Annotated in this window: 10 protein-coding genes; all 10 read left to right on the plus strand. The window is 45.1% G+C overall.

Annotation, left to right across the window (positions count from 1 at the left end):
• Window positions 1-104: 104 nt before the first annotated feature.
• The 10 genes from KNL20_RS04645 to KNL20_RS04690 all read left to right on the plus strand — a co-directional run bounded on the left by KNL20_RS04645 (window position 105) and on the right by KNL20_RS04690 (window position 21,083).
• On the plus strand, window positions 105-1,277 hold the full coding sequence (locus KNL20_RS04645) for an iron-containing alcohol dehydrogenase (RefSeq protein WP_230400034.1): 1,173 nt from the start codon (window positions 105-107) through the stop codon (window positions 1,275-1,277).
• 222 nt (window positions 1,278-1,499) lie between these two features.
• Window positions 1,500-3,110, plus strand: a complete 1,611-nt coding sequence (locus KNL20_RS04650) for a response regulator transcription factor (RefSeq protein WP_230399456.1) — start codon at window positions 1,500-1,502, stop codon at window positions 3,108-3,110.
• Entirely contained in the window at window positions 3,100-4,791 is a 1,692-nt protein-coding gene (locus KNL20_RS04655; RefSeq protein ID WP_230399457.1) for a sensor histidine kinase, read from the plus strand. The genes KNL20_RS04650 and KNL20_RS04655 overlap by 11 nt, the downstream gene beginning before the upstream one ends.
• Window positions 4,778-5,809 carry a substrate-binding domain-containing protein gene (locus tag KNL20_RS04660; protein ID WP_230399458.1) on the plus strand — a complete coding sequence of 344 codons (1,032 nt, stop codon included), beginning with the start codon at window positions 4,778-4,780 and terminating at the stop codon, window positions 5,807-5,809. The genes KNL20_RS04655 and KNL20_RS04660 overlap by 14 nt, the downstream gene beginning before the upstream one ends.
• An 88-nt stretch (window positions 5,810-5,897) precedes the next feature.
• Window positions 5,898-7,064, plus strand: a complete 1,167-nt coding sequence (locus KNL20_RS04665) for a galactose ABC transporter substrate-binding protein (RefSeq protein WP_230399459.1) — start codon at window positions 5,898-5,900, stop codon at window positions 7,062-7,064.
• Window positions 7,065-7,188: 124 nt separating this feature from the next.
• The gene (locus tag KNL20_RS04670; RefSeq protein ID WP_230399460.1) at window positions 7,189-8,688 is read left to right on the plus strand and encodes a sugar ABC transporter ATP-binding protein; all 1,500 of its coding nucleotides are present in this window, start codon (window positions 7,189-7,191) and stop codon (window positions 8,686-8,688) included.
• A gap of 18 nt (window positions 8,689-8,706) precedes the next feature.
• Window positions 8,707-9,777, plus strand: coding sequence for a galactose/methyl galactoside ABC transporter permease MglC (locus tag KNL20_RS04675; protein ID WP_230399461.1), 1,071 nt, complete (start codon window positions 8,707-8,709; stop codon window positions 9,775-9,777).
• Window positions 9,778-9,803: 26 nt separating this feature from the next.
• Window positions 9,804-10,067, plus strand: coding sequence for a hypothetical protein (locus KNL20_RS04680; RefSeq protein ID WP_230399462.1), 264 nt, complete (start codon window positions 9,804-9,806; stop codon window positions 10,065-10,067).
• 22 nt (window positions 10,068-10,089) lie between these two features.
• Complete coding sequence (locus tag KNL20_RS04685) at window positions 10,090-16,290, plus strand: glycoside hydrolase family 2 TIM barrel-domain containing protein (RefSeq protein WP_230399463.1); 6,201 nt, start codon at window positions 10,090-10,092, stop codon at window positions 16,288-16,290.
• 155 nt (window positions 16,291-16,445) lie between these two features.
• Window positions 16,446-21,083, plus strand: a complete 4,638-nt coding sequence (locus KNL20_RS04690) for a discoidin domain-containing protein (RefSeq protein WP_230399464.1) — start codon at window positions 16,446-16,448, stop codon at window positions 21,081-21,083.
• Window positions 21,084-21,252 lie beyond the last annotated feature (169 nt).

A 21,252-nucleotide genomic window follows, 5' to 3' on the forward strand; every position in this document is an offset into this window, starting at 1 on the left:
TTGTACAAAAATCAAAATAATCTGAAAAAACTATTGTGTTAATATATTAACAATGTTATAATAAATGTAACTGTTGACCCAATATGATTATGGAGGATTGGATGATGATGAGATTTACATTGCCAAGAGACATGTATTATGGAAAGGGCGCACTTGAGGAACTGAAGCACATTGAGGGAAAGAAGGCTGTTTTAGTCTTAGGAGGCGGATCCATGAAGAAATTCGGATTTGTGGATAAAGTCCTTGCGTACCTGAAAGAAGCCGGTATTGAAACGACCCTGATTGAAAATGTAGAACCGGATCCGTCGGTTGAAACAGTTATGAAGGGTGCCAAAGTTATGAGAGAATTTGAACCTGACTGGATTATATCCATGGGCGGAGGTTCTCCGATTGATGCTGCAAAAGCCATGTGGGTATTCTACGAATATCCGGATACCACATTTGAGGAAATTATTCAACCTTTTTCTTTTCCGACTTTAAGACAAAAAGCAAAATTCATAGCGATTCCGTCCACATCGGGAACAGCAACAGAGGTTACTGCTTTTTCAGTTATTACAGATTACTCCAAAGGCGTGAAGTATCCTTTAGCTGATTTCAATATCACCCCGGATATAGCGATTGTAGATCCGGAACTGGCAGAGACCATGCCTGCGAAATTAGTTGCCCATACGGGAATGGACGCACTAACACATGCCATCGAAGCATATGTGTCAACCCTGAACAGTCCTTTTACGGATCCGCTTGCCATTAAGGCAATCCAGATGGTATTTAGGTATCTTCCGGATTCTTACAGTGGCGATATGGCAGCGAGAGAACAGATGCATTATGCACAATGTCTGGCAGGACAGGCATTTTCCAATGCACTTTTAGGAATTACCCATTCAATGGCTCACAAAACAGGTGCTGCTTTTTCAAACGGGCATATCCCACATGGATGTGCGAATGCGATTTACCTTCCTTACGTTATTAAATTCAATGCCGCAAACGCAATGAATCGCTATGCGGACATAGCAAGGAGTGTGGGGATAACCGGCAGTGATGAAGAATGCGTAAAAGGTCTGTGTGATAAAATTGATGCTTACAATGTCAAGCTGAGCATTCCTAAAACTTTAAAAGAATTCGGTGTTTTGGAAAAAGAATTTAAAGAGAAGGTAGAAACCATCGCTGAGTTAGCAGTAGGGGATGCATGTACCGGATCAAATCCCAGGCCAATCACACCTGCCGAGATGGAAAAATTATTAACATGTACTTATTATGGTACAGAAGTAGATTTTTAATAAATGCATACTTATTTTCAACCTACAGGGGGCACATCCACGGATGTGCCCCCTGTAGGGCGTTACAGAGTTAAATGAATATAACTAATAGTAACATTTTACATTCATATAGTAGAAAAACCTATGGATAATGACTCCCGAATCATGTATCATGATAAAATAACTATGCTCTTTTTTAGGAAGAGCCTTGTATTTACCGGTGGGAAGGATAATTATTCAAAAATGAGTGAGACAAATGAAAAACGAATGTATACTGTAATTGTAGCAGATGATGAAGAAGAAATCCGAAAGGGAATCATCCGCAGAGTGGGATGGGAGCGTGTTGGATTCCGTGTGATTGGAGAAGCTGAGAACGGTGCAGATGCACTCGAACTGGTAGAAAAGCTGGAGCCGGATCTCCTGCTTACTGATATACGGATGCCATTTCTGTCCGGAATCGATCTGGCGAGGGCAGTCAGGGAGGTACGGCCCACCGTCCAGATTGCGTTTTTAAGTGGATACGATGATTTTTCTTACGCACAGCAGGCAATTCAGTATAACATCGTCAGTTATATGCTCAAACCGATTTCTTCCGGAGAGCTGGAAGAAGAGCTTATAAAGATTAAGGCGGTCATAGATAAAAAATTTGAAGAATTTACCAGGGGCATTCAGGTAAAATTTGAAATAAGAAAATCAGAATTTCTGCTGCCGCTTCTGTTGGACAGCTTTCAGCAGGGAAGGATGAAAGAGGAAGAATTAGAAGAGAATGCGCTCGCCTGTGGACTTTTAAGAAATCCGATGCCGGATAATATGAAATATACCATACTTGTGGTTGGGATTGAGGATGAGAATGGCAGGGATATGACAAAGAGGAACAGCGTGAATGCAATTGACATGATATTGAAGAAATATGCCCGGTATGCCAGCTGCTATCTGAAGGGAAGAGTCGTCTCTATTATTGCAGCCACCCCCGCTGGATTGAATAAATATCTACATATTATTGTAGAAGAAATTGTACAGAGTGTGGAGCGGATGATGAACCTCAAATGTCAGATAGGTGTAAGCCGAAGTATGGATATGTTGACTTACTGCCGGGAGGGATATCTGGAGGCTATGAATGCTCTCAGCTATTCTGAGGATGGACAGAGCAGTGTGTACTTTATAGCGGATGAAGAAAAAAGCAGGAGGCTGGAACAGGAGGATCTTCAGGTAATTACCGGTAAAATAGAATCACTTTTAAGAGGCGGAACGACCGAGGACATGGAAGGATATCTGAACAGACTGGAACAGGAAATGCGTGTGGGAAATAATTCCTTTATGTCAGTACTTATTTTGATTTCACAGATTGTGGCATCTGTATATAAGGTGGTATATACGGTTTCCGGAGATCAGGGGATACGAAGAATTGAAGAACAGTATCCGATGAGCGAGATGCAGGAGCTGGAAAGAACAGCAGAGAACTTTCAGAACATGAAGAAAATGTGTATATTTGCAAAGGAGATGCTTTCGGAGCAGAGAAAGAAGAGCAGTGAGCGTATCTGTGAACAGGCGGTGCAGATTATCAATGACAGATATACCGAACAGGATATATCTGTGATCTCCATCAGTGAAGAAGTAGGGGTATCCCCCAATTATCTGAGCGGTCTGATTAAGAAAAATACCGGAAAGACATTGGTGGAACTGCTGACCGGAAGACGAATTGAGAAGGCAGAGGAGCTTCTTTGCTGTACATCCTTGAAAATCGGTGAGATTACAGAGGTGTGCGGATATAAAGATCAGTACTATTTCAGTCACTGCTTTAAAAAGATAACGGGGATGTCTCCGAACAGATACAGGAGGGAATATGCGAAGTAAAATCTCTCTTTCAGGCGTGTTTATTACGATGGTTATGGCTATCGTACTGATTTCTTCTGCGGCTGCGACATTGATTTTTGTACAGGTTTACAGGAGCGGCATGGAGCAGAGTGCGGTTACAAGCAGTGATCAGATTGGTGTTCAGGTACTCAATACTGTAGAGAATTATACAAGAGAAATGCAGAACGTCATGGAACGAATCATGGAAAACATGGAGCAGGGTACAGATGAGGATATTTTTATCCAGAATATGGTGGACATGCGCTCAGATATCGTTGCAATCACCACTTATGATGCAAAAGGAAGTCTTAAGGATTGTTGGAGCAATGGCAGGGAGCTGAAAAAAACCAACTTGAACAGCCAGTCATACACAGTTCCGGATGCGGCAGACAGCAGGCTTAATATCACAAAGCCTCACGTAGAATCTCTTTTTGTGGACTATTATCCCTGGGTGGTTACGGTATGTCAGGAGGTTCAGGGGAAAGACGGAGAAAGGCTGCAGGTGAATATGGATATCCGGTTTTCGGATATTGCCAACTATATAGATAATGTGGGAATCGGAGCCCATGGGTATGTTTACATTGCAGATTCGGAGGGTAATCTGATTTATCATCCGCAGCAGCAGTTGATTTATTCCGGTTTGAAAGAGGAAAAGGGAGCAGAACTTAAGGAGGGTACCCATACTGAGTCAGAAGCGATTTATACAGTCCGGGAATTGGAAAACTGTGACTGGAAGATTGTAGGAGTCTGTTATGTGGATGAAATGATTACTGCAAAAGTAAGCAGTGCGGTATCCAATCTGCTGAAGATGCTCTGTGGAGTGCTTATTGCGGTATTCCTGCTTGGATGGGCGTTTTCTGAGCTTTTTTCTGCTCCGATCAGAAAACTGGTCACTGCGATGCGGGAGTTCGAGAAAAATACGGAAAATTTTGTGTTTTCACCGATAAGCGGAACGACAGAAATTACAACCCTGTCCAATTCTTTCGGCCATATGGTGGTCCGTCTGCAGAAATTGATGGATCAGGTGCGTCAGGAGGAAGTTACACTGCGAAAAACAGAGTTGAATGCACTGCAGGCACAGATCAATCCTCATTTTCTGTACAATACTCTGGACGCTATTGCATGGATGTGCGAAGAAGGTAAGAATGAGGATGCGGAAGAGATGGTTAATTCTCTTGCAAGGCTATTCCGCATCAGTATCAGTAAAGGACATGAACTGATTCCGATTGAAAAGGAAGTCCAGCATGCCATGAGTTATCTGAAGATCGAAAAGTACAGATATAAGAACCAGTTCACCTATTCCTTCGATGTACAGGAGGAGTGTCTTCCATATTTATGCAATAAAATCACATTGCAGCCGATTATTGAAAATGCCATTTATCATGGTGTAAATCAGATGCTTGATGAAGGCGAGATTCAGATCCGGATTTATCAAAATGATGAGGATATTGTGTTCGAGATAGAAGATAACGGTGTGGGAATGTCAGAGGAGCAGTGTCATGAAATCATGCATAGAGAAGCAGGAGACAAGACCGGAATCGGAATAAAGAATGTGAATGACAGGATTAAAATTTATTTTGGAGAAAACTATGGTTTGAGTATTAAAAGTGAGCTGGACGAAGGAACCTGTGTTACAATCCGTGTGCCAAAGGTTGAGGAGGAAGAATATGCGAAAAAGTAGAAGAAAAGCACTGGCGGCCATAGGGGTGGGACTTCTTTTGCTGGGGAGTATCGTTTACATTGCATTTGGCGATGCAGTGTGGTTCTGGTCGGATAACCAGATCAATAATAACTCAATCGAAAAGCGAAAAGTTGTGTTTATATCTAAATCCACAGATTCTGCATTCTGGCAGTCTGCCTATGCCGGAGCAAATGCGGCAAGTGCAGAATATAACCTGAACCTTACGTGTGAAGGACCGGGCAGCGAGGAAGATTTTGAGATGCAGAACGATATGATTGATGCTGCAATTGAAGACGATGTGGATGCGATTATATTTTCAGCAATTGACTTTGAGGCAAACGCAGATGCAATCAACCGGGCGGCAGAAAAGGGAATTAAGATTGTAGTCGTTGACAGTCCGGTCAACAGCTCTAAGATTATGTGCTATATCGGAACGGATAATTATGGTGCAGGCTGCGTAGCAGGAGTAGAGGCACTAAAAAATCCGGCGCGGACGCTTCGCATCGGGATTGTAAACTTTGACAAAAATACACAGAACGGACAGATGCGCGAGAGCGGGTTCCGTGACACTGTGAAAAAGGATGAACGGACAGAAATTGTTTCTTCTATAAATGTAAAATCTACGGTAGAGGATGCCAAACAGGGAACGATTGATATGCTGAATCAATATCCTCATATCAATGTACTTGTTACGTTCAATGAATGGACCAGTCTGGGAGTCGGCTATGCGGTTGAAGAGATGGGTGTTGGCAGTGATACACAGCTGATTGCCTTTGACAGCAATGTCAAGTCCGTGGGTATGCTGGAAAACGGAGATGTGGATGCACTGATCGTTCAGAATCCTTATGCGATCGGATACCTGGGTGTCGAGAAGGCATATGCACTGCTTAACGGGCAGAAGCTGGATAAAGCAGAAATAGAGACTACGAGTATTCTCGTAACAAGGGAGAATATGTATGATGATAAAAGCCAGCGGGCATTATTTGCGTTTGGAAAAGGCGAAGACCAGACTGTGTAGAATAACACAAAAAAAGAATAGTATGTCACATGTAAAGAATCCGGGATTGATGCTATACTGATTCCAGAACAGAAATGGAGGATATATTATGAAAAGAAAGATTTTAGCAGTTCTTCTCATGGCAACTATGACAGTAGGGATGTTTGCCGGATGCGGAAACTCAGGCAGCAGCAATGAGGGAAGTACAAGCAGTGCGAAAAGCGAAAGTACGAAGGATAATGGAAAAGAGGCATCTTCGGATGCAAATATAGCTGTATTCTACTATACGTACTCGGACACATATATTGCATCTGTACGTACAGCACTGGATGAAAAGCTGGATAAGCTTGGAGTTACGTATCAGGATTATGATGCCAACAGCAACCAGACAACACAGAATGAGCAGATTGATACAGCAATTCAGACCGGTGCTTCCATGCTGGTTGTCAATATCGTTACATCAGGTTCCGTAGATGCATCTTCACAGCTGGTAGATAAAGCGGAAGCGGCAGGAATCCCGATTGTATTCTTCAACCGTGCTGTTGAAGATGATAAGACAGAGGGAGAAGTTCTCGGAAGCTATGATAAGTCTGCATTTGTAGGAACGGATGCTCCGGAAGCCGGTCATATGCAGGGCGAAATGATTGGAAAGTATGTATCTGAAAACTTTGATACCATTGATCTCAATGGAGACGGTAAGATTTCCTATGCAATGTTTATGGGACAGCTTGGTAACGCGGAAGCAATCTACCGTACACAGTATGCAGTAGAGGATGCAGATAAAGTCCTTAAAGAAGCTGGAAAACCGGCACTGGAATACTTTGATGCATCGAATTCAGATAAATATCAGGTAGATCAAGATGGTAACTGGAGTGCTACAGCAGCGAATAACTACATGACCACAAACCTGTCTCAGTTTAATGAAGGCAATAACAATATGATTGAGCTTGTTATCTGTAACAACGACGGTATGGCTGAAGGCGCTATCTCAGCGTTGAATGACAAGGGATATAACCTCGGAACCGGTAAAGACGGCAAGACAATCCCGGTATTCGGCGTTGATGCCACAGATGCTGCAAAGCAGCTGATTGCAGACGGCAAGATGACCGGAACAATCAAGCAGGATGCAGATGGTATGGCAGAATGTATCGCTAAATTAACTCAGAACGTTGCAGAAGGAAAAGAAGTAATGGATGGAACAGATTCTTACAACATTTCTGATAAAGTAAGCAACAAGATTTATATTCCATATGGTGTTTATACCGGAGAGGAATAAAGAGAAGAGAAGCAACGAAAGGCGGCGGCCATATGGGTTGGCCGCCGCCTTTCTGATATGATATGATGTAAGGGTCAAAAGGCCTTTTGACCCTTACATCACTATACGACACAGGAGGACAGATATGAAACAGGATGTTCTGTTACAAATGACGGATATCTGTAAAGAGTTTCCGGGTGTAAAAGCATTGGATCATGTGTCTCTGGCAGTAAAACCGGGTACGGTTCATGCCCTGATGGGGGAGAATGGTGCCGGGAAATCTACACTGATGAAGTGCCTTTTCGGAATTTATGAAAAGGACAGCGGTAAGATTGAGCTGGAGGGAAAAGAAGTACACTTTAAAAATTCAAAAGAAGCTCTGGAAAACGGAGTTGCGATGGTGCATCAGGAACTGAACCAGGCACTCAAGAGAAACGTTATGGATAATCTCTGGCTGGGACGTTACCCCAAAGTGGGCGGAGTCATGGTAAATGAAAAAAAGATTTATCAGGATACGAAAAAAATATTTGATGAGTTGAAAATCGATGTGGATCCCAGGCGGATCATGTCTACGATGCCGGTATCACAGAGACAGATGGTGGAAATCGCGAAAGCAGTTTCTGCAAATTCTAAAATCATCGTGTTTGACGAGCCTACTTCTTCTTTGACAGAGCAGGAGGTAGAACACTTATTTGATATTATTAACATGCTGAAAAAGAGAGGCTGCGGAATTGTCTATATCTCTCATAAGATGGCAGAAATCAAAAGGATTTCAGATGAAATCACAATTATGCGTGACGGAACCTGGATTGCGACGGAAGATGCAGAGAAGCTTACGATGGAAGATATCATCCGCCTGATGGTTGGACGTGAACTGACCAACCAGTTTCCGCCGAAGACGAATAAACCGGGGAAGATCGCACTTGAGGTAGAACACCTGTCCGGTATGTATTCGCTTCTGAATGATGTATCATTTCAGGCTAGAAAAGGTGAAATTCTGGGGCTGGCGGGTCTGGATGGCAGCGGACGTACAGAAACACTGGAAACACTGTTTGGAATTGCCACAAGAAAAAGCGGAACGATTAAACTGGACGGAAAAGTTGTTGCAAATAAGAACTCAGGAGATTCCATAAAGAATGGATTTGCACTGCTGACCGAGGAGCGCCGGTCTACCGGTATCTTTAATATTTTGAATATCAGAGAGAACACCGTAATTGCCAGTTTAAAAAGGCATAAAAAATTCGGCTTTTATCTGAGCGAGAAGTCCATGGAAAAAGACACGCAGGAATATATTAATACCCTGCGTACCAAGACACCGTCACAGGAAACAAAGATTCGTGCGTTGTCCGGAGGCAATCAGCAGAAGGTGATTCTCGGAAGATGGCTGCTCACTGATCCGGAGGTATTGCTTCTGGATGAACCTACCCGGGGGATTGACGTGGGAGCAAAATACGAAATTTACCAGTTGATTATTGACCTGGCTAATAAAGGCAAGGTTGTAATTGTGGTTTCTTCTGAAATGCCGGAGCTTCTTGGTATCTGTGACAGAATCCTTGTGATGTCAGGAGGCAGACTGGCGGGCGAGGTTTCCGCTGAGGAGGCAACGCAGGAACAGATTATGACTTATGCTGCTAAATACGTATAATTAAGGAGGAATTTCCTGATGAAAGTGATTACAAATATAAAAACACGCTATGCAGACTATAAAGCGTTAGATGCAAAAAGCAAAGCGACGGTGTGGAAAGAAGGGCTGATCAATAATGCGCTGTATATCATGATTATTATTGCCGCTATCTACACCTATACGCAGAATCGTAGATTTTTAAGTACATCATCCATCGTTAATATCATCTCGCTGTCCGCAGCGAATATACCGATTGCCTGTGGTATTGCAGGTACCATCGTGCTTACGGGTACCGACCTTTCTGCCGGACGTGTCGTAGGTCTGACGGCGTGTATCTCAGCGTCCCTGCTGCAGGCTACCACGTATGCGACCAAGATATTTCCGGAGCTGCCGGTTATGCCGATTCCTCTGGTTATTTTAATTGTTGTCATCGTTGGCGGTATTGTAGGATGGGTGAACGGCTTTTTCGTAGCTAAATTCCATCTGCATCCATTTATCGTAACCCTGGCCACGCAGCTGATTGTTTACGGCGTTTTGCTGATGTATATCATGTTAAACGGTAATAACGGACAGCCTCTGTCCGGCCTTGATAAATCCTTTAAGAATTTTGTAACAGGAAGCATTCTGAAAGTCGGAGGTGTACCGATTCCAAACTATGTATGGTACGCATGCATCGTCGTTGTATTTATGTGGTTCATGTGGAATAAGACCACATTTGGAAAGAACATGTTTGCAGTAGGTTCTAATCCGGAAGCTGCCAATGTGTCCGGTGTAAATGTTATGAGAACCACAATCCTTGTACATACACTGGCAGGTTGTATGTATGGTATCACAGGATTTATAGAATCTGCACGTATCGGTTCCAACCAGGCGAATACAGGTCTGAATTACGAAGCAGATGCGATCGCTGCCTGCGTAATCGGCGGTGTATCCTTTGTAGGTGGTACCGGTAAAATCAGTGGTGTTGTTATGGGGGTATTCATATTAAGAATTATCTTTGTTGCCCTTAACTTCCTCTCAATCAACCAGAACCTGCAGTATGTAATTAAGGGTCTAATTATCCTGGTTGCCTGTGCAGTTGATATGAGAAAATACCTGGTAAGGAAGTAATTAAGATTAGTTAGATGGAGGAAATTATGGACGAGAAGAAGCCGACAGAGAACGAAGGATGGAAAAAAAATGCGAGAGCAGCGATATACGCAATGGCGGGATTCTATCTGCTGACGCTGGCATACCACATGTTTGAAGCCATTTCCTCCAGCCGCGGTAAAGAACAGCTGGTAATGATTGTATTTACGATTTTATTTACGATTATTGGTCTTTTAATGATTGGATTCGGTTTGATGGCCGGGTATAAGAATATGAAAAAGGCAGAGAGCCGTTCGGAGGATGATGTTTGAACTTGAATTGAGGAGGGTGGTAATGAAGAAGAAATTATTATCAGTTTTTTTGTCAATGATACTTGCTTCCGGCCTGTCGTTTCCGTATTTGGCGGAACCGATACAGGCCAGAGCGGCAGCAGAGACCAGAGAGTGGACAGGAAACCCGGGTATTTTCCAGGTGAACAGAGAAAAGGCCCGTGCCACATTTTACCGCTATGATACGGTGGAGCAGGCCCGTCAGGCAGATAAGGCGGATTCAAGCTATTATCAGCTGCTGAACGGAGACGACTGGAAATTCAGCTGGGCGATCAATCCGGCAAAAAGAATCGCAGCCAGTGACAAGAACTTTAACCAGACCGATTATGATGACAGCGGATGGGATGATATTGCGGTTCCAAGAAGCTGGCAGACTTATGTGAAGGAAGACGGTTCTTTTAAATACGATCCGGTTATTTACTCCAACCAGAACTATCCATGGATCAATATCGAAGGGAAGAAAGACCTGGGCGTAGCGCCGGAATCGAATAACCCGGTGGGAACATACAGAAAGACCTTTACGGTTGATCCGGAGTGGAAGGGTAAAGAAATCTTTCTGAATTTTGAAGGCGTGGAATCCGCCATGTACCTGTGGGTAAATGGTACCTATATCGGATACTCGGAGGATAGCTTTACCAGAGACGAGTTTGATATCACCGATGCACTTGACTTTTCAGAAGGAGCAGAGAATGTCATTACCGTAGAGGTATATCGCTGGTGTGACGGAAGTTATATCGAAAATCAGGATCAGTTAAGACTGTCCGGAATCTTCCGGGATGTATATATGACAGCGAAAGAGGATACGGAAATCCGTGACTTCACAATTGTGACCGATCTGGATGAAAACTATGAAAACGCGGAGCTTAAAGTTGAAACAGATTTAAGAAATTTCAGCGGTAAGGAGAAAGACGGCTATAGCGTAAAAGGTTATCTGTATGACGCAGATGGGAATCTGGTTACTTCTCAGCCCCTTTCGGCAGATGCAGAATTTAAGGATGGCAATGAGACAACAGTCAGCATGTCACAGCAGATTACAAACCCTGCCAAATGGACAGCTGAGCATCCGAATCTTTATAAACTGGTGCTTGCACTTGAAAAAGACGGAGAACAGACGGAGATTACATCTTCCGGTGTAGGTTTTCGTGAAGTGGAGATTACAGATGCCGGAACTACGGACACCAGACTACGTGTCAATGGTCAGGTAATCTCGCTATTTGGAGTTAACCGCCATGAGAGTAATCCGGAGACAGGACGATACCTGACAGAAGCGGATATCAGAAAAGACCTGGAACTCATGAAATCACTGAATATCAACGCTATACGTACCTCCCATTATCCAAATGATCCCTTATTCTATGATTTGTGCGATGAATATGGTCTTTATGTCATGGGCGAGGCGAACGTAGAGTCTCATAACGGACGAAGCCAGTATGGAGTGCCCGGAGACAAACCGGGATACATAGAGGCGGCCGAAGACCGTGCGGTTAACATGCTGGAAAGAGATAAAAACTATCCGTGTATTATTATGTGGTCACCGGGGAATGAAACCGGGACAGGAAAGTCTCTTCAGGCGGAGATTGATTACTTCCAGAACAATGACGACACACGTGTCGTTCATTATCAGGGATGGAATGATAACGCAGGGGTAGATGTGACTTCCAATATGTATCCGGAATTGAGTGCCATCAAAGGCAGTTATAAAAAGCCGTATATCATGTGTGAATACGTACATGCTATGGGGAACAGTGTCGGCGGATTGAAGGATTACTGGGACAAGATCCGGGACTATGGTGTTTGCCAGGGCGGCTTCATATGGGAATGGGCTGACCATACATTTAATACGCCCCTTGTTGAAAATGGAACATGGGATGGTAAAACAACCTATTGGGGCTATGATGGTGACTGGAATACAGGTGCCTATTCGAAGTGGACTTCGGGAAACAGCAACTTCTGTACGGATGCAATTATTTCTGCGGACCGTACACTGCAGCCTGAGGATTATGAAGTGAAGCGGGTTTATCAGGCCCTCCAGATGGAGATGGGTGATGTAAATACCGGAACAATCACAGTCAACAATGAAAACATTGCGACTAATACCAGCGAGTACAAGCTTCTGTGGAGCCTGGAAAAGGATGGAACAGAAGTACAAAGCGGCGAGCTGGAGAATATTGATATTGCACCGATGACCAGCGGAACCGTTACGATACCGTATCAGGTTCCGGAAGGACTGAAAGAGGGAGACGAATGCTTCTTAAATGTTTCCTTTGTCACAAAAGAAGCGACCAGCTGGGCAGAAGCTGGATTTGCCGCTGCAGAAGAGCAGTTTGATCTGGCTTTTGAGAAAGAGGCCGCTGACCGGGGATTAAATACTGATGAAATGCATACATTTTCTGATTCTGCACTTACGGAAACGGATAAAGAGGTAAAAATTTCAGAGGATAACTGGTCTGTTGCATTTGATAAAGACAAAGGCACGATGAAATCCTTTAAGGTCGGGGATACAGAGATGTTTGCAGAAGGCCTTCAGCCGAACTACTGGAGAGCGTATACGGATAATGATGTGAAGGAATCCGTAGACGGAAACTGGAAGAAAGCAAATGAAAATGCCAAGATTGACGAGGTGTCTGTAGAAAAATACGATAAGATTATTTATGTTACGATTAACCGCACACTTAAAAATTGTGCAGACTCGAAGGACAGTTTGATTTATACCATCTATTCTTCGGGAGATGTCTTTGTAAAGAGTACCCTGATTCCGTCGAGCGGTATGGGAGAGCTCCTGCGTGTCGGAAACCGTGTGCAGTTAAACGGAAATCTTGAGAACATGACATGGTACGGACGTGGAGAATCGGACAGCTATAGTGACAGAAAAGCAGGCTATGATGTAGGCATATATGAAAGCAAGGTAAGTGATCAGTTCGTCAATTATGCAGTTCCTCAGGAAACCGGCAATAAGACAGATGTACGTTTTATGGCACTGACGGATGACGAGGGAAATGGTCTTCTCGTAGATGCAGGTGAGCATCTTTTGGAGATGAGTGCACTGCACTATACGCAGGAGGACTTACAGCAGGCAGCCCATCCTTATCAGTTGAAGGGAACAGATAATACAGTTCTGACAATTGATTATGCGCAGATGGGACTTGGAACCAAGAGCTGCGGCCCCGCAACATTTTCCCAATACAGACTGCCGGCTACGCAGACTTATACGTACACGTATCATCTGAAGGCTCTGAGCAATGCCACGACAGACCGGATGGTGGAGGAGAGTAAGGTAACCGCAGTTGACTATACGAATCTTCTTTCCGGTATTCAAATCGGGGACAAGGAACTTACAGGATTCAATAATGATATAACCGAATACACCTATGCGGTGGATGATGCGGGGAATGTTCCGCAGGTAACAGTAACTCCGGCATCGGAGGAGGTTGCGGTAGAGATTGAACAGGCAACGGAGGTTCCCGGGACTGTAACTATCAAAGCCACTGCTGCAAATGGCTACAGCAGAACTTATACGATTGAGTTGGAATTGAATAATGAAATTCTGTTATCCGCACTTGGCTATGACAGAGAAAAAAGTTATTCCGAATACAAGGATATCCAGATAAACAAAGACAACGAAGGCGGAGACATCGAGCTTTATGTAGATGGTAAAAAGATAAAGTTTGATACCGGATTTGGCGTCAATGCAGAGTCAAAGATATACTTTGATATTTCAGATCTGAACGTGGAACGTCTGCAGGTATACGGAGGTATTGACGGAAGCAAGACCAGTACGCAGGATGGTGTATATCTGGCAATTCTTGTAGACGGAAAAGAGGTGGAAAGATCTCCGCTTCTGAAACATGGAAATGATGCATATTATTTTGACGTTGATGTAAAAGGCGCTGATGAAATTGCTCTGTATGCGGATAAAAACATCAAGAACGGTCATGATATGGTGAGCTGGGGAGACGCAAAACTGATCAAGGGAGAGGCGCAGTCCACAGAAACCAGGATTGAACTGACGAAAGATGCAACTGTAAAACTGGATAGAGAAAATGGAATCATCTATAATATTGATCCGGGAACAACATTTGCAGAGCTGAAACCTATGATTAAGGAAGTGGAGGACGGCACCTTAAAGATGTCAGAGGCCATGGGCGGTGATCAGGGCGATGATTCACCGATAGGAACCGGCTACAACCTGGCTCTGGAGGTGAGCGGAAGCCTTAAAGATACTTTAAAGCTGGCTGTGAACGGAGACATCGATGGCAGTGCGGACAGTCTTGTGACAGAAGCAGATATTGCTGCTATGGAACGTTATCTTGCCGGGGAAGAAATCGATATGGTTACGCTTCGTGCGGCGGATTTGGACGGTGACGGCCAGCTTACTGTAAAAGACCGCAAGCTTTTGAAAGTGCTTGCAGGTGCGGAACCGGAAGTAACGCTTGTTGACAAGGTTACAGTCAACGGAGTACCGGAAACAGTAAATCCGGGAGATACGTTTACGGTAACGGCGGCTGTGGAGCCAGAGGATGCCGATGACGTATCGGTAACCTATGCAAGCTCGGATTCTTCCGTACTGCAGGTGAGTGAAACAGGTGAGGTACTTGCACTTTCCAGCGGAAAATCGACAATTACCGCAACGGCTAATGATGCATCCAAGACACAGGGAACAGCAAGTGTGACGGTAGGTGAAAGGGTTCAGAATATGGTTCCTTACTATCTGACCGGAGACGGTGTGGAAGGAGCTATGGAACCCACAGACGTATATCGGGTGATTCAATATGCTGCAGATTCTATATCCGGATGGGGTGGAATCCATATCAATAAAGCTAATACAGGAACCGGGGTATCTACAACAGGAATCAGTCTGAAGATTAACGGAAAGCAGACTGCATTTGACAAAGGAATCAGTGCCAATGCAGATGCAATGGTTTCCTATGATCTGAGTGCCTTTGAAGGAATGCAGAAGCATTTTCAGGCATGGGTTGGAATTGACTATATTAAATATACGAAGACCGGACGGGACGGAGCCGAGTTCTTGTTTTATAAGGATTCTGTTTCTGCTGAGAACTTAATTTATGATGCGGGAATCATCAAGCAGCAGGATGAAGCAAAATTTGTGGATATCGATGTTACAGATGTGAATAAGTTGATTATGGTTGCAGATAAAGTAAAATCCAACAGCGATGACTGCGTGGACTGGGCAGATGCAAAAATCTATGTAGAACAGCCGGCTGTTGACAAGACATCCCTGAATGAGCGGATTGAAGCTGCCGAAGAAAAAGAAGAAAGCAGTTATACACAGGACAGTTGGGCTGCGTTTGCAGAGGCTTTAAGCGCTGCAAAGATTATATCTGCGCAGGTCGATGCGGATCAGGCAGCGGTTGATGAAGCTCTGGAGAATCTACAGGCAGCCATGGCAGGTCTTGTAGAAATACCGGCAGTTGATAAAGCCGCATTAGAAGCGCTGATTGCAAGTGGTGAAGAAAAGTTAGAAGAGCAGTATACCGAAGACAGCTGGAAGGTATTTGCTTCAGCTCTTGAAGAGGCAAAGGCTGTATATGGGGATGCGGATGCAACCCAGGAGGAGACAGATGCAGCGGCAGCAGCACTGCAGAAGGCGATGGCAGAACTGCTTCCCGCAGAAACCGAACTTCGTATCCTTACAGATCCGGAAGATTTTGTCGGAAGTATAGAAGAAACAGCAGTGTTTACGGTAGAAGCCGAAGGAAGCGGTCTGAATTATCAGTGGCAGTACTGCAATGCAAACTCCAGCATCTGGAGAATCTCCTCTCTGTCTGGAAATGATACGGATACAATCCGTATCCCAATCACAAAAGCAAGGGACGGGCAAAAGTATCGCTGTATTGTGACAGATGCATACGGAAAAACGGTAACCTCAGGAACAGCAGCAGTGACGGTTGGCACTGCAGATGGTGCTCCGGTAATTACATTACAGCCGGTAAGCCACAGTGGCGCAGTCGGTGATATGGCAACCTTTACAGTGAAAGCCAAAGGAAGCGGATTGACCTATCAGTGGCAGTACTGCAATGAGGGTTCCAACATCTGGAGGGTATCCTCCATGGCGGGAAATCAGAGCGATATGCTGAAAGTCCCTGTAGCAACTTACAGAGATGGGCAGAAATACCGCTGTGTGATCACAAGTGAGAATGGCAGAACAGCCATCTCAGATGTGGCAGTCGTATCAGTCAAATAAGATTAAAAGATATGAAAAAAAGGGTGCATGACCGGGAGACCGGCATGCGCCCTTTTTGTAGAAATTTCAAAACTTACAGTAGAAAAGCTCATGGAAAAGTTAATATTTATTCGATATAGTATAGAGATATACATTAGAAGGAGGGGAGAGTAAGAGTGAAAAAGTTTATGAAAAAAGGGATTGCGCTTGCGATAACAGGTGTAATGTGCCTTTCCGGTCTCCCGGTAAGTGCTGCTCCGGAACCGGAGGCAATCGCATATGCGGGTACCGGAAGAGTTCAAATCAGTTTCAATAATGACTGGCGTTTCCGTGAAGGAGAGGCCGGCAGCGGTGAAAAATCCGGTTATGATGACAGTAAATGGCTGTATGTCAATGCTCCGCACAGTACAATTCAGTACACACCGGAAAACTACTATCAGGAGGATCTGGGAATCTACTGGTATCGCCGGCATTTCGAAACCCCGGACACAGCCGGGGATGGGCGGCGCGTACTCCTTACGTTTGAAGGAGCGATGCAGCAGGCAGAGGTCTGGCTCAATGACAGCAAACTCGGGACACATCAGGGTGGCTATACAGAGTTTTCCTTTGATATTACAGATTATCTGAAAAGGGACGGCAGTGAAAATGTATTGGCAGTGAAGCTGGATACTCGCCCAAACAGTGGATTTGCCCCGGGAAAGACGAACCCCGATTTTCAATATTTCGGAGGACTGTACCGGAATGTATATGTCACGGTAACTGATCCGGTACATATTACGGATGCGGTTACCTCAGGAACCGCAGCGGGCGGCGGAGTATTTCTCACTTCTCCGGAAGTTTCGAAAGAAAGTGCTGTAGTAAAAGCTAAGACCGAAGTTCAAAACGAAGATGGGCAGGCGGCGGAAGTGACTTTATCTACAGAACTTCTGGAGCCGGATGGTGAACGTGTCGCTGCATCGGCAACGGATACACAGACTGTGAAAGCAGGAGAAAAGTATAGCTTTGCACAGTCACTGGAAGTTGCAAACCCGAGACTTTGGGGACCGGATACTCCGGAACTTTATACCGTCCGTACAACAGTAGAAAAAGACGGGGCGGTATGTGATACCTATGAAACCACATACGGAATCAGAAAAGTAGAGTGGAAGAGAGACGGGTGCTATATAAATGATGAGCGTATCGAGCTTGTGGGAACCAACCTGCACTCCGAAACCTACATGCTGGGAAATGCGATGTCGGATGATGCGATTTTTACAGAGATCAAACGTTTAAGGGACTATGGCTTTAATTTCATACGTATGGCACATTATCCTCATGCACCGGCGTTTTATGAAGCCTGCGACAGATATGGCGTAACAGTCCTGGACTGCCTTTCCGGATGGCAAAACTTCAGTAATACGGACGCATTTAAGAACAATACGTATCAGCAGATGAGAGAAATGGTGCGTGCAAACCGGAATCATCCCTCTGTCGTGGCCTGGGAGCCGAGTTTGAATGAGAGTAATTTCAATCAGGACTGGGCAAGCAGAATCAATCAGATCACCAAGGAGGAGTACCCGGAAGAAGGCGTATCAAAGGCTTATACAGGCGGATGGAAATATTGGAATGTATATGACCTGGGAGTGGGAACTCCTCAGGCCAATGTGGTGGGTGATGCTGCCAAGTATAGCGAAAAGCCGATAATCGTCAGTGAATATGGTGACTGGAATATGGGAGGATTCAAATCTACTACCCGTATTACCAGAGAGCCTCAGCATTACACCAGTGCCAAAGGCGGAGATGAGGGAATGCTGATTCAGTGTGACAATATTCAGTCATCCCTGGCATACAACCGGAGTAAGACCGGCTGGTATGGAGCAGCGGCTTACTGGCAGTATGCCGACTATGCCGGTTTTGATACGGAAAAGCTGACTTATTGCGGTGTAGTAGATGTTGCCAGAATACCAAAATTCAGTGCATACTTCTATCAAAGCCAGAGGGATCCGGGTGTTGATTTAAGCCAGTATGGATTAGAGAGCGGCCCGATGGTTTATATTGCAAATACATGGGCGGATGACTCGCCGAACCAGGTGCGCGTATTCAGTAACTGTGATGAAGTAGAACTGTATCTGGACGATCAGCTGGTTGGAAGACAGACACCCGATACGATTATGTGGGATCCGCGCGGTGCTTATTCCGATTCTGACTACGGAAAACAGCCAGGCAGTACAAGTGGCGCAGAGGTTTCCACTGAGCATCTGGAACATCCCCCGTTTACTTTTGATTTATCCGCATATACGCCGGGTCAGGGAACATTGCGCGCAGTCGGATATATCGATGGGGAGCAAAGGGAAGTGTATATGCGCAGTGCACCGGGAACAGCTGTACAGATCAGCCTTCAGGCAGAGGATGAGGAAGCACTGAAGCTCGACGGAAGCACGGCAAAGCTGGTATGGGTGGATGTAAAGGATACGGATGGAACCGTTGTAAATACAGCAGAAAATAAAATTACATTTGAAACCGAAGGTCCGGGCTTCGTCGTTGGACAGAAGGAAGTGGATGTAAGAGGCGGACAGTGGGCCGTATGGGTACGCAGTCAGCGTGGAGACGGAGACATCACTTTAACGGCATCCGCAGAGGGGTTGAAAACGGCATCCCTTGTCATTCCCGGTGTCGGTGTAGCTGGGTTGCCGGAAGTTCCGAATGGCGGAGATGCGGATGAAATGGATTATGTACCGGAGGAATTGCCGGGAAATATATTCCTGAATAAAACAGCGACTGCAAGCTCAGTAAATTCAGGGAAAAATGGAGTTGAAAAGGCCGAGTATGCCAATGATGGCAAGGAAAATACAAAATGGTGTGCGAAGGTAACAAACACATCGGATTCTTCTTTGGGAGAACACTGGTGGCAGGCAGACTTAGGGATGACCTATGATATCGAAAGTATGGAGATTGTTTTTGATACAGAAGGTGGATATCAATATCAGGTAGCAGTCTCAGATGACGCGGAATTTACAGGTTATGATGTAACAGAGCATGAAATAAAGACAGAAAGCGGAGGACGGGTAACGGAGGAAGTCGGAGCACGGGGCCGGTATGTGAGGATTTATCTGAACTGCCCATCCAGTAAAATCTGGCCTTGTCTGAGGGAAGTGACAGGTATAGGTACGGTTAATAACATTGCCCTGAATAAGACGGCAGCTGCCGATAGTTCTGTAAGCGGAAGCCAGGCCTCCTATGCGGTGGATGGCAAGGCAGATACTTTCTGGAACAAAGGGGGATATGGTCCTGGCTGGTGGCAGGTAGATCTTGGAGATGATTATCATGTAGATGGAGTAACCGTAAGCTTTGCCTGGGCAGGAACATCCGATAACGGAATTATACGCCACAGCTTTACACTCCAAAGCTCGGCTGACGGACAAAACTGGGAGGATATCACCCAGTGGTCTGACTTTGAACAGGGGGATGATCAGGTAAATGCATCCGTAAGCCTTACGGCTGACACTGATGCAAGGTATCTGCGAATCAATAACCTTCAGGCAAAAAAGCAGACGGACGGAAAAAACCAGTGGATTGAAATTGCGGAATTTATTGCGACAGGAGAGAAACTGGGAGAAGCAGTCAGACTGGATTACGGTGCCGGTACAGCGGCTACGTCCAGTGCGGAAGGCATCACACCCGAATATGGAAATGACGGAAATCCACAGACATTCTGGATACCATCTGCAGATGACAGCAACCCTTCCTGGCAGTTTGATGCCGCAGGACTGTATCGGACCAGGGCCGTCATACTTACATGGAATACAGAAGGAGAGCATCATTATGCCATAGAGATTTCCACAGATGGTGAAACCTGGACAACCACAGCAGACCATATGGAACAGGGTATTTCCGGCGGAAGTACGACAGATATGATTTCCGGTCTGGCAAAATATATAAGAGTTTCTGTACAAGCCGGTACAACCGAGGGTTTCTGGATTAACGCAACGGGGCGTGAACAGTCTCCGGCACTGGCGGTGAAGTCGGCAGATGAATTACTCCAGGTTACAGGTGCTCGCTGCACTGCGTTTCAGGAACTGCAGCTTCCCGGGCAAGTTGCCGTGATACTGGAAGGAGATGTGAGAACAAAACTTCCTGTAACATGGAGTGAAGAAGGCTTTGATGCGGCCAATACACAAGAACAGACGCTGCATGGTGTAATTGCTTCGATACCCGGAGTTCAGAATAGAGACGGACTGGGTGTAAAAGTGAAAGTCCGGCTTATGGATGATTTGCACATTGTTACAGAACCGGAAGACTTTGTCGGAAGTATAGAAGAAACAGCTGTGTTTACGGTAGAAGCTGCGGGGACAGGGCTGATTTATCAGTGGCAGTACTGTAATGCGAACTCCAATATCTGGAGAACGTCGTCCATGGCGGGCAGTGACACGGCAGAAATCAGTGTTCCGGTCACAAAAGCAAGAGACGGGCAGAAATATCGCTGCGTCGTGACAGATGAAGGTGGAAATACAGCAACATCGGAGATGGCAGCGATAAACGTTGGTGTCGCAGACAGCGCACCTGTGATTACGCAGCAGCCGGGAAGCTACAGCGGTGCAGTCGGTGATATGGCAACCTTTATTGTGAAAGCAGAAGGGAACGGACTGACCTATCAGTGGCAGTACTGCAACGAAGGCTCCAACATCTGGAGAGTATCCTCCATGGCGGGAAATCAGAGCGATATGCTGAAAGTCCCTGTAGCAACTTACAGAGATGGGCAGAAATACCGCTGTATTGTTACAAGTGCGGATGGAAGAATCGCAATATCGGATGTGGCAGTTGTAGGGGTCAAATAAGAAATAATATTAAGAAAGAGGCATAGGATTGGGAAACTGATCCTATGCCTCTTTCTTAATTTGGGATTTCTGGCAGAAAATGTAAGATATTACAAATTTAGTGTAGAAAAGTACATGGATTAGTGTACATATTAATTATAGAATGAGAGTATCATAGTGTTTTTGCTGT

Source organism: Novisyntrophococcus fermenticellae, from assembly GCF_018866245.1.
In the GTDB taxonomy this organism is placed as follows: domain Bacteria; phylum Bacillota; class Clostridia; order Lachnospirales; family Lachnospiraceae; genus Novisyntrophococcus; species Novisyntrophococcus fermenticellae.

Coding starts and splice junctions, on each gene's coding strand:
- KNL20_RS04670 (WP_230399460.1), top strand. CDS start 7,189: ATGAAACAGGATGTTCTGTTACAAATGACGGATATCTGTAAAGAGTTT.
- KNL20_RS04665 (WP_230399459.1), top strand. CDS start 5,898: ATGAAAAGAAAGATTTTAGCAGTTCTTCTCATGGCAACTATGACAGTA.
- KNL20_RS04675 (WP_230399461.1), top strand. CDS start 8,707: ATGAAAGTGATTACAAATATAAAAACACGCTATGCAGACTATAAAGCG.
- KNL20_RS04660 (WP_230399458.1), top strand. CDS start 4,778: ATGCGAAAAAGTAGAAGAAAAGCACTGGCGGCCATAGGGGTGGGACTT.
- KNL20_RS04685 (WP_230399463.1), top strand. CDS start 10,090: ATGAAGAAGAAATTATTATCAGTTTTTTTGTCAATGATACTTGCTTCC.
- KNL20_RS04645 (WP_230400034.1), top strand. CDS start 105: ATGATGAGATTTACATTGCCAAGAGACATGTATTATGGAAAGGGCGCA.
- KNL20_RS04650 (WP_230399456.1), top strand. CDS start 1,500: ATGAGTGAGACAAATGAAAAACGAATGTATACTGTAATTGTAGCAGAT.
- KNL20_RS04680 (WP_230399462.1), top strand. CDS start 9,804: ATGGACGAGAAGAAGCCGACAGAGAACGAAGGATGGAAAAAAAATGCG.
- KNL20_RS04655 (WP_230399457.1), top strand. CDS start 3,100: ATGCGAAGTAAAATCTCTCTTTCAGGCGTGTTTATTACGATGGTTATG.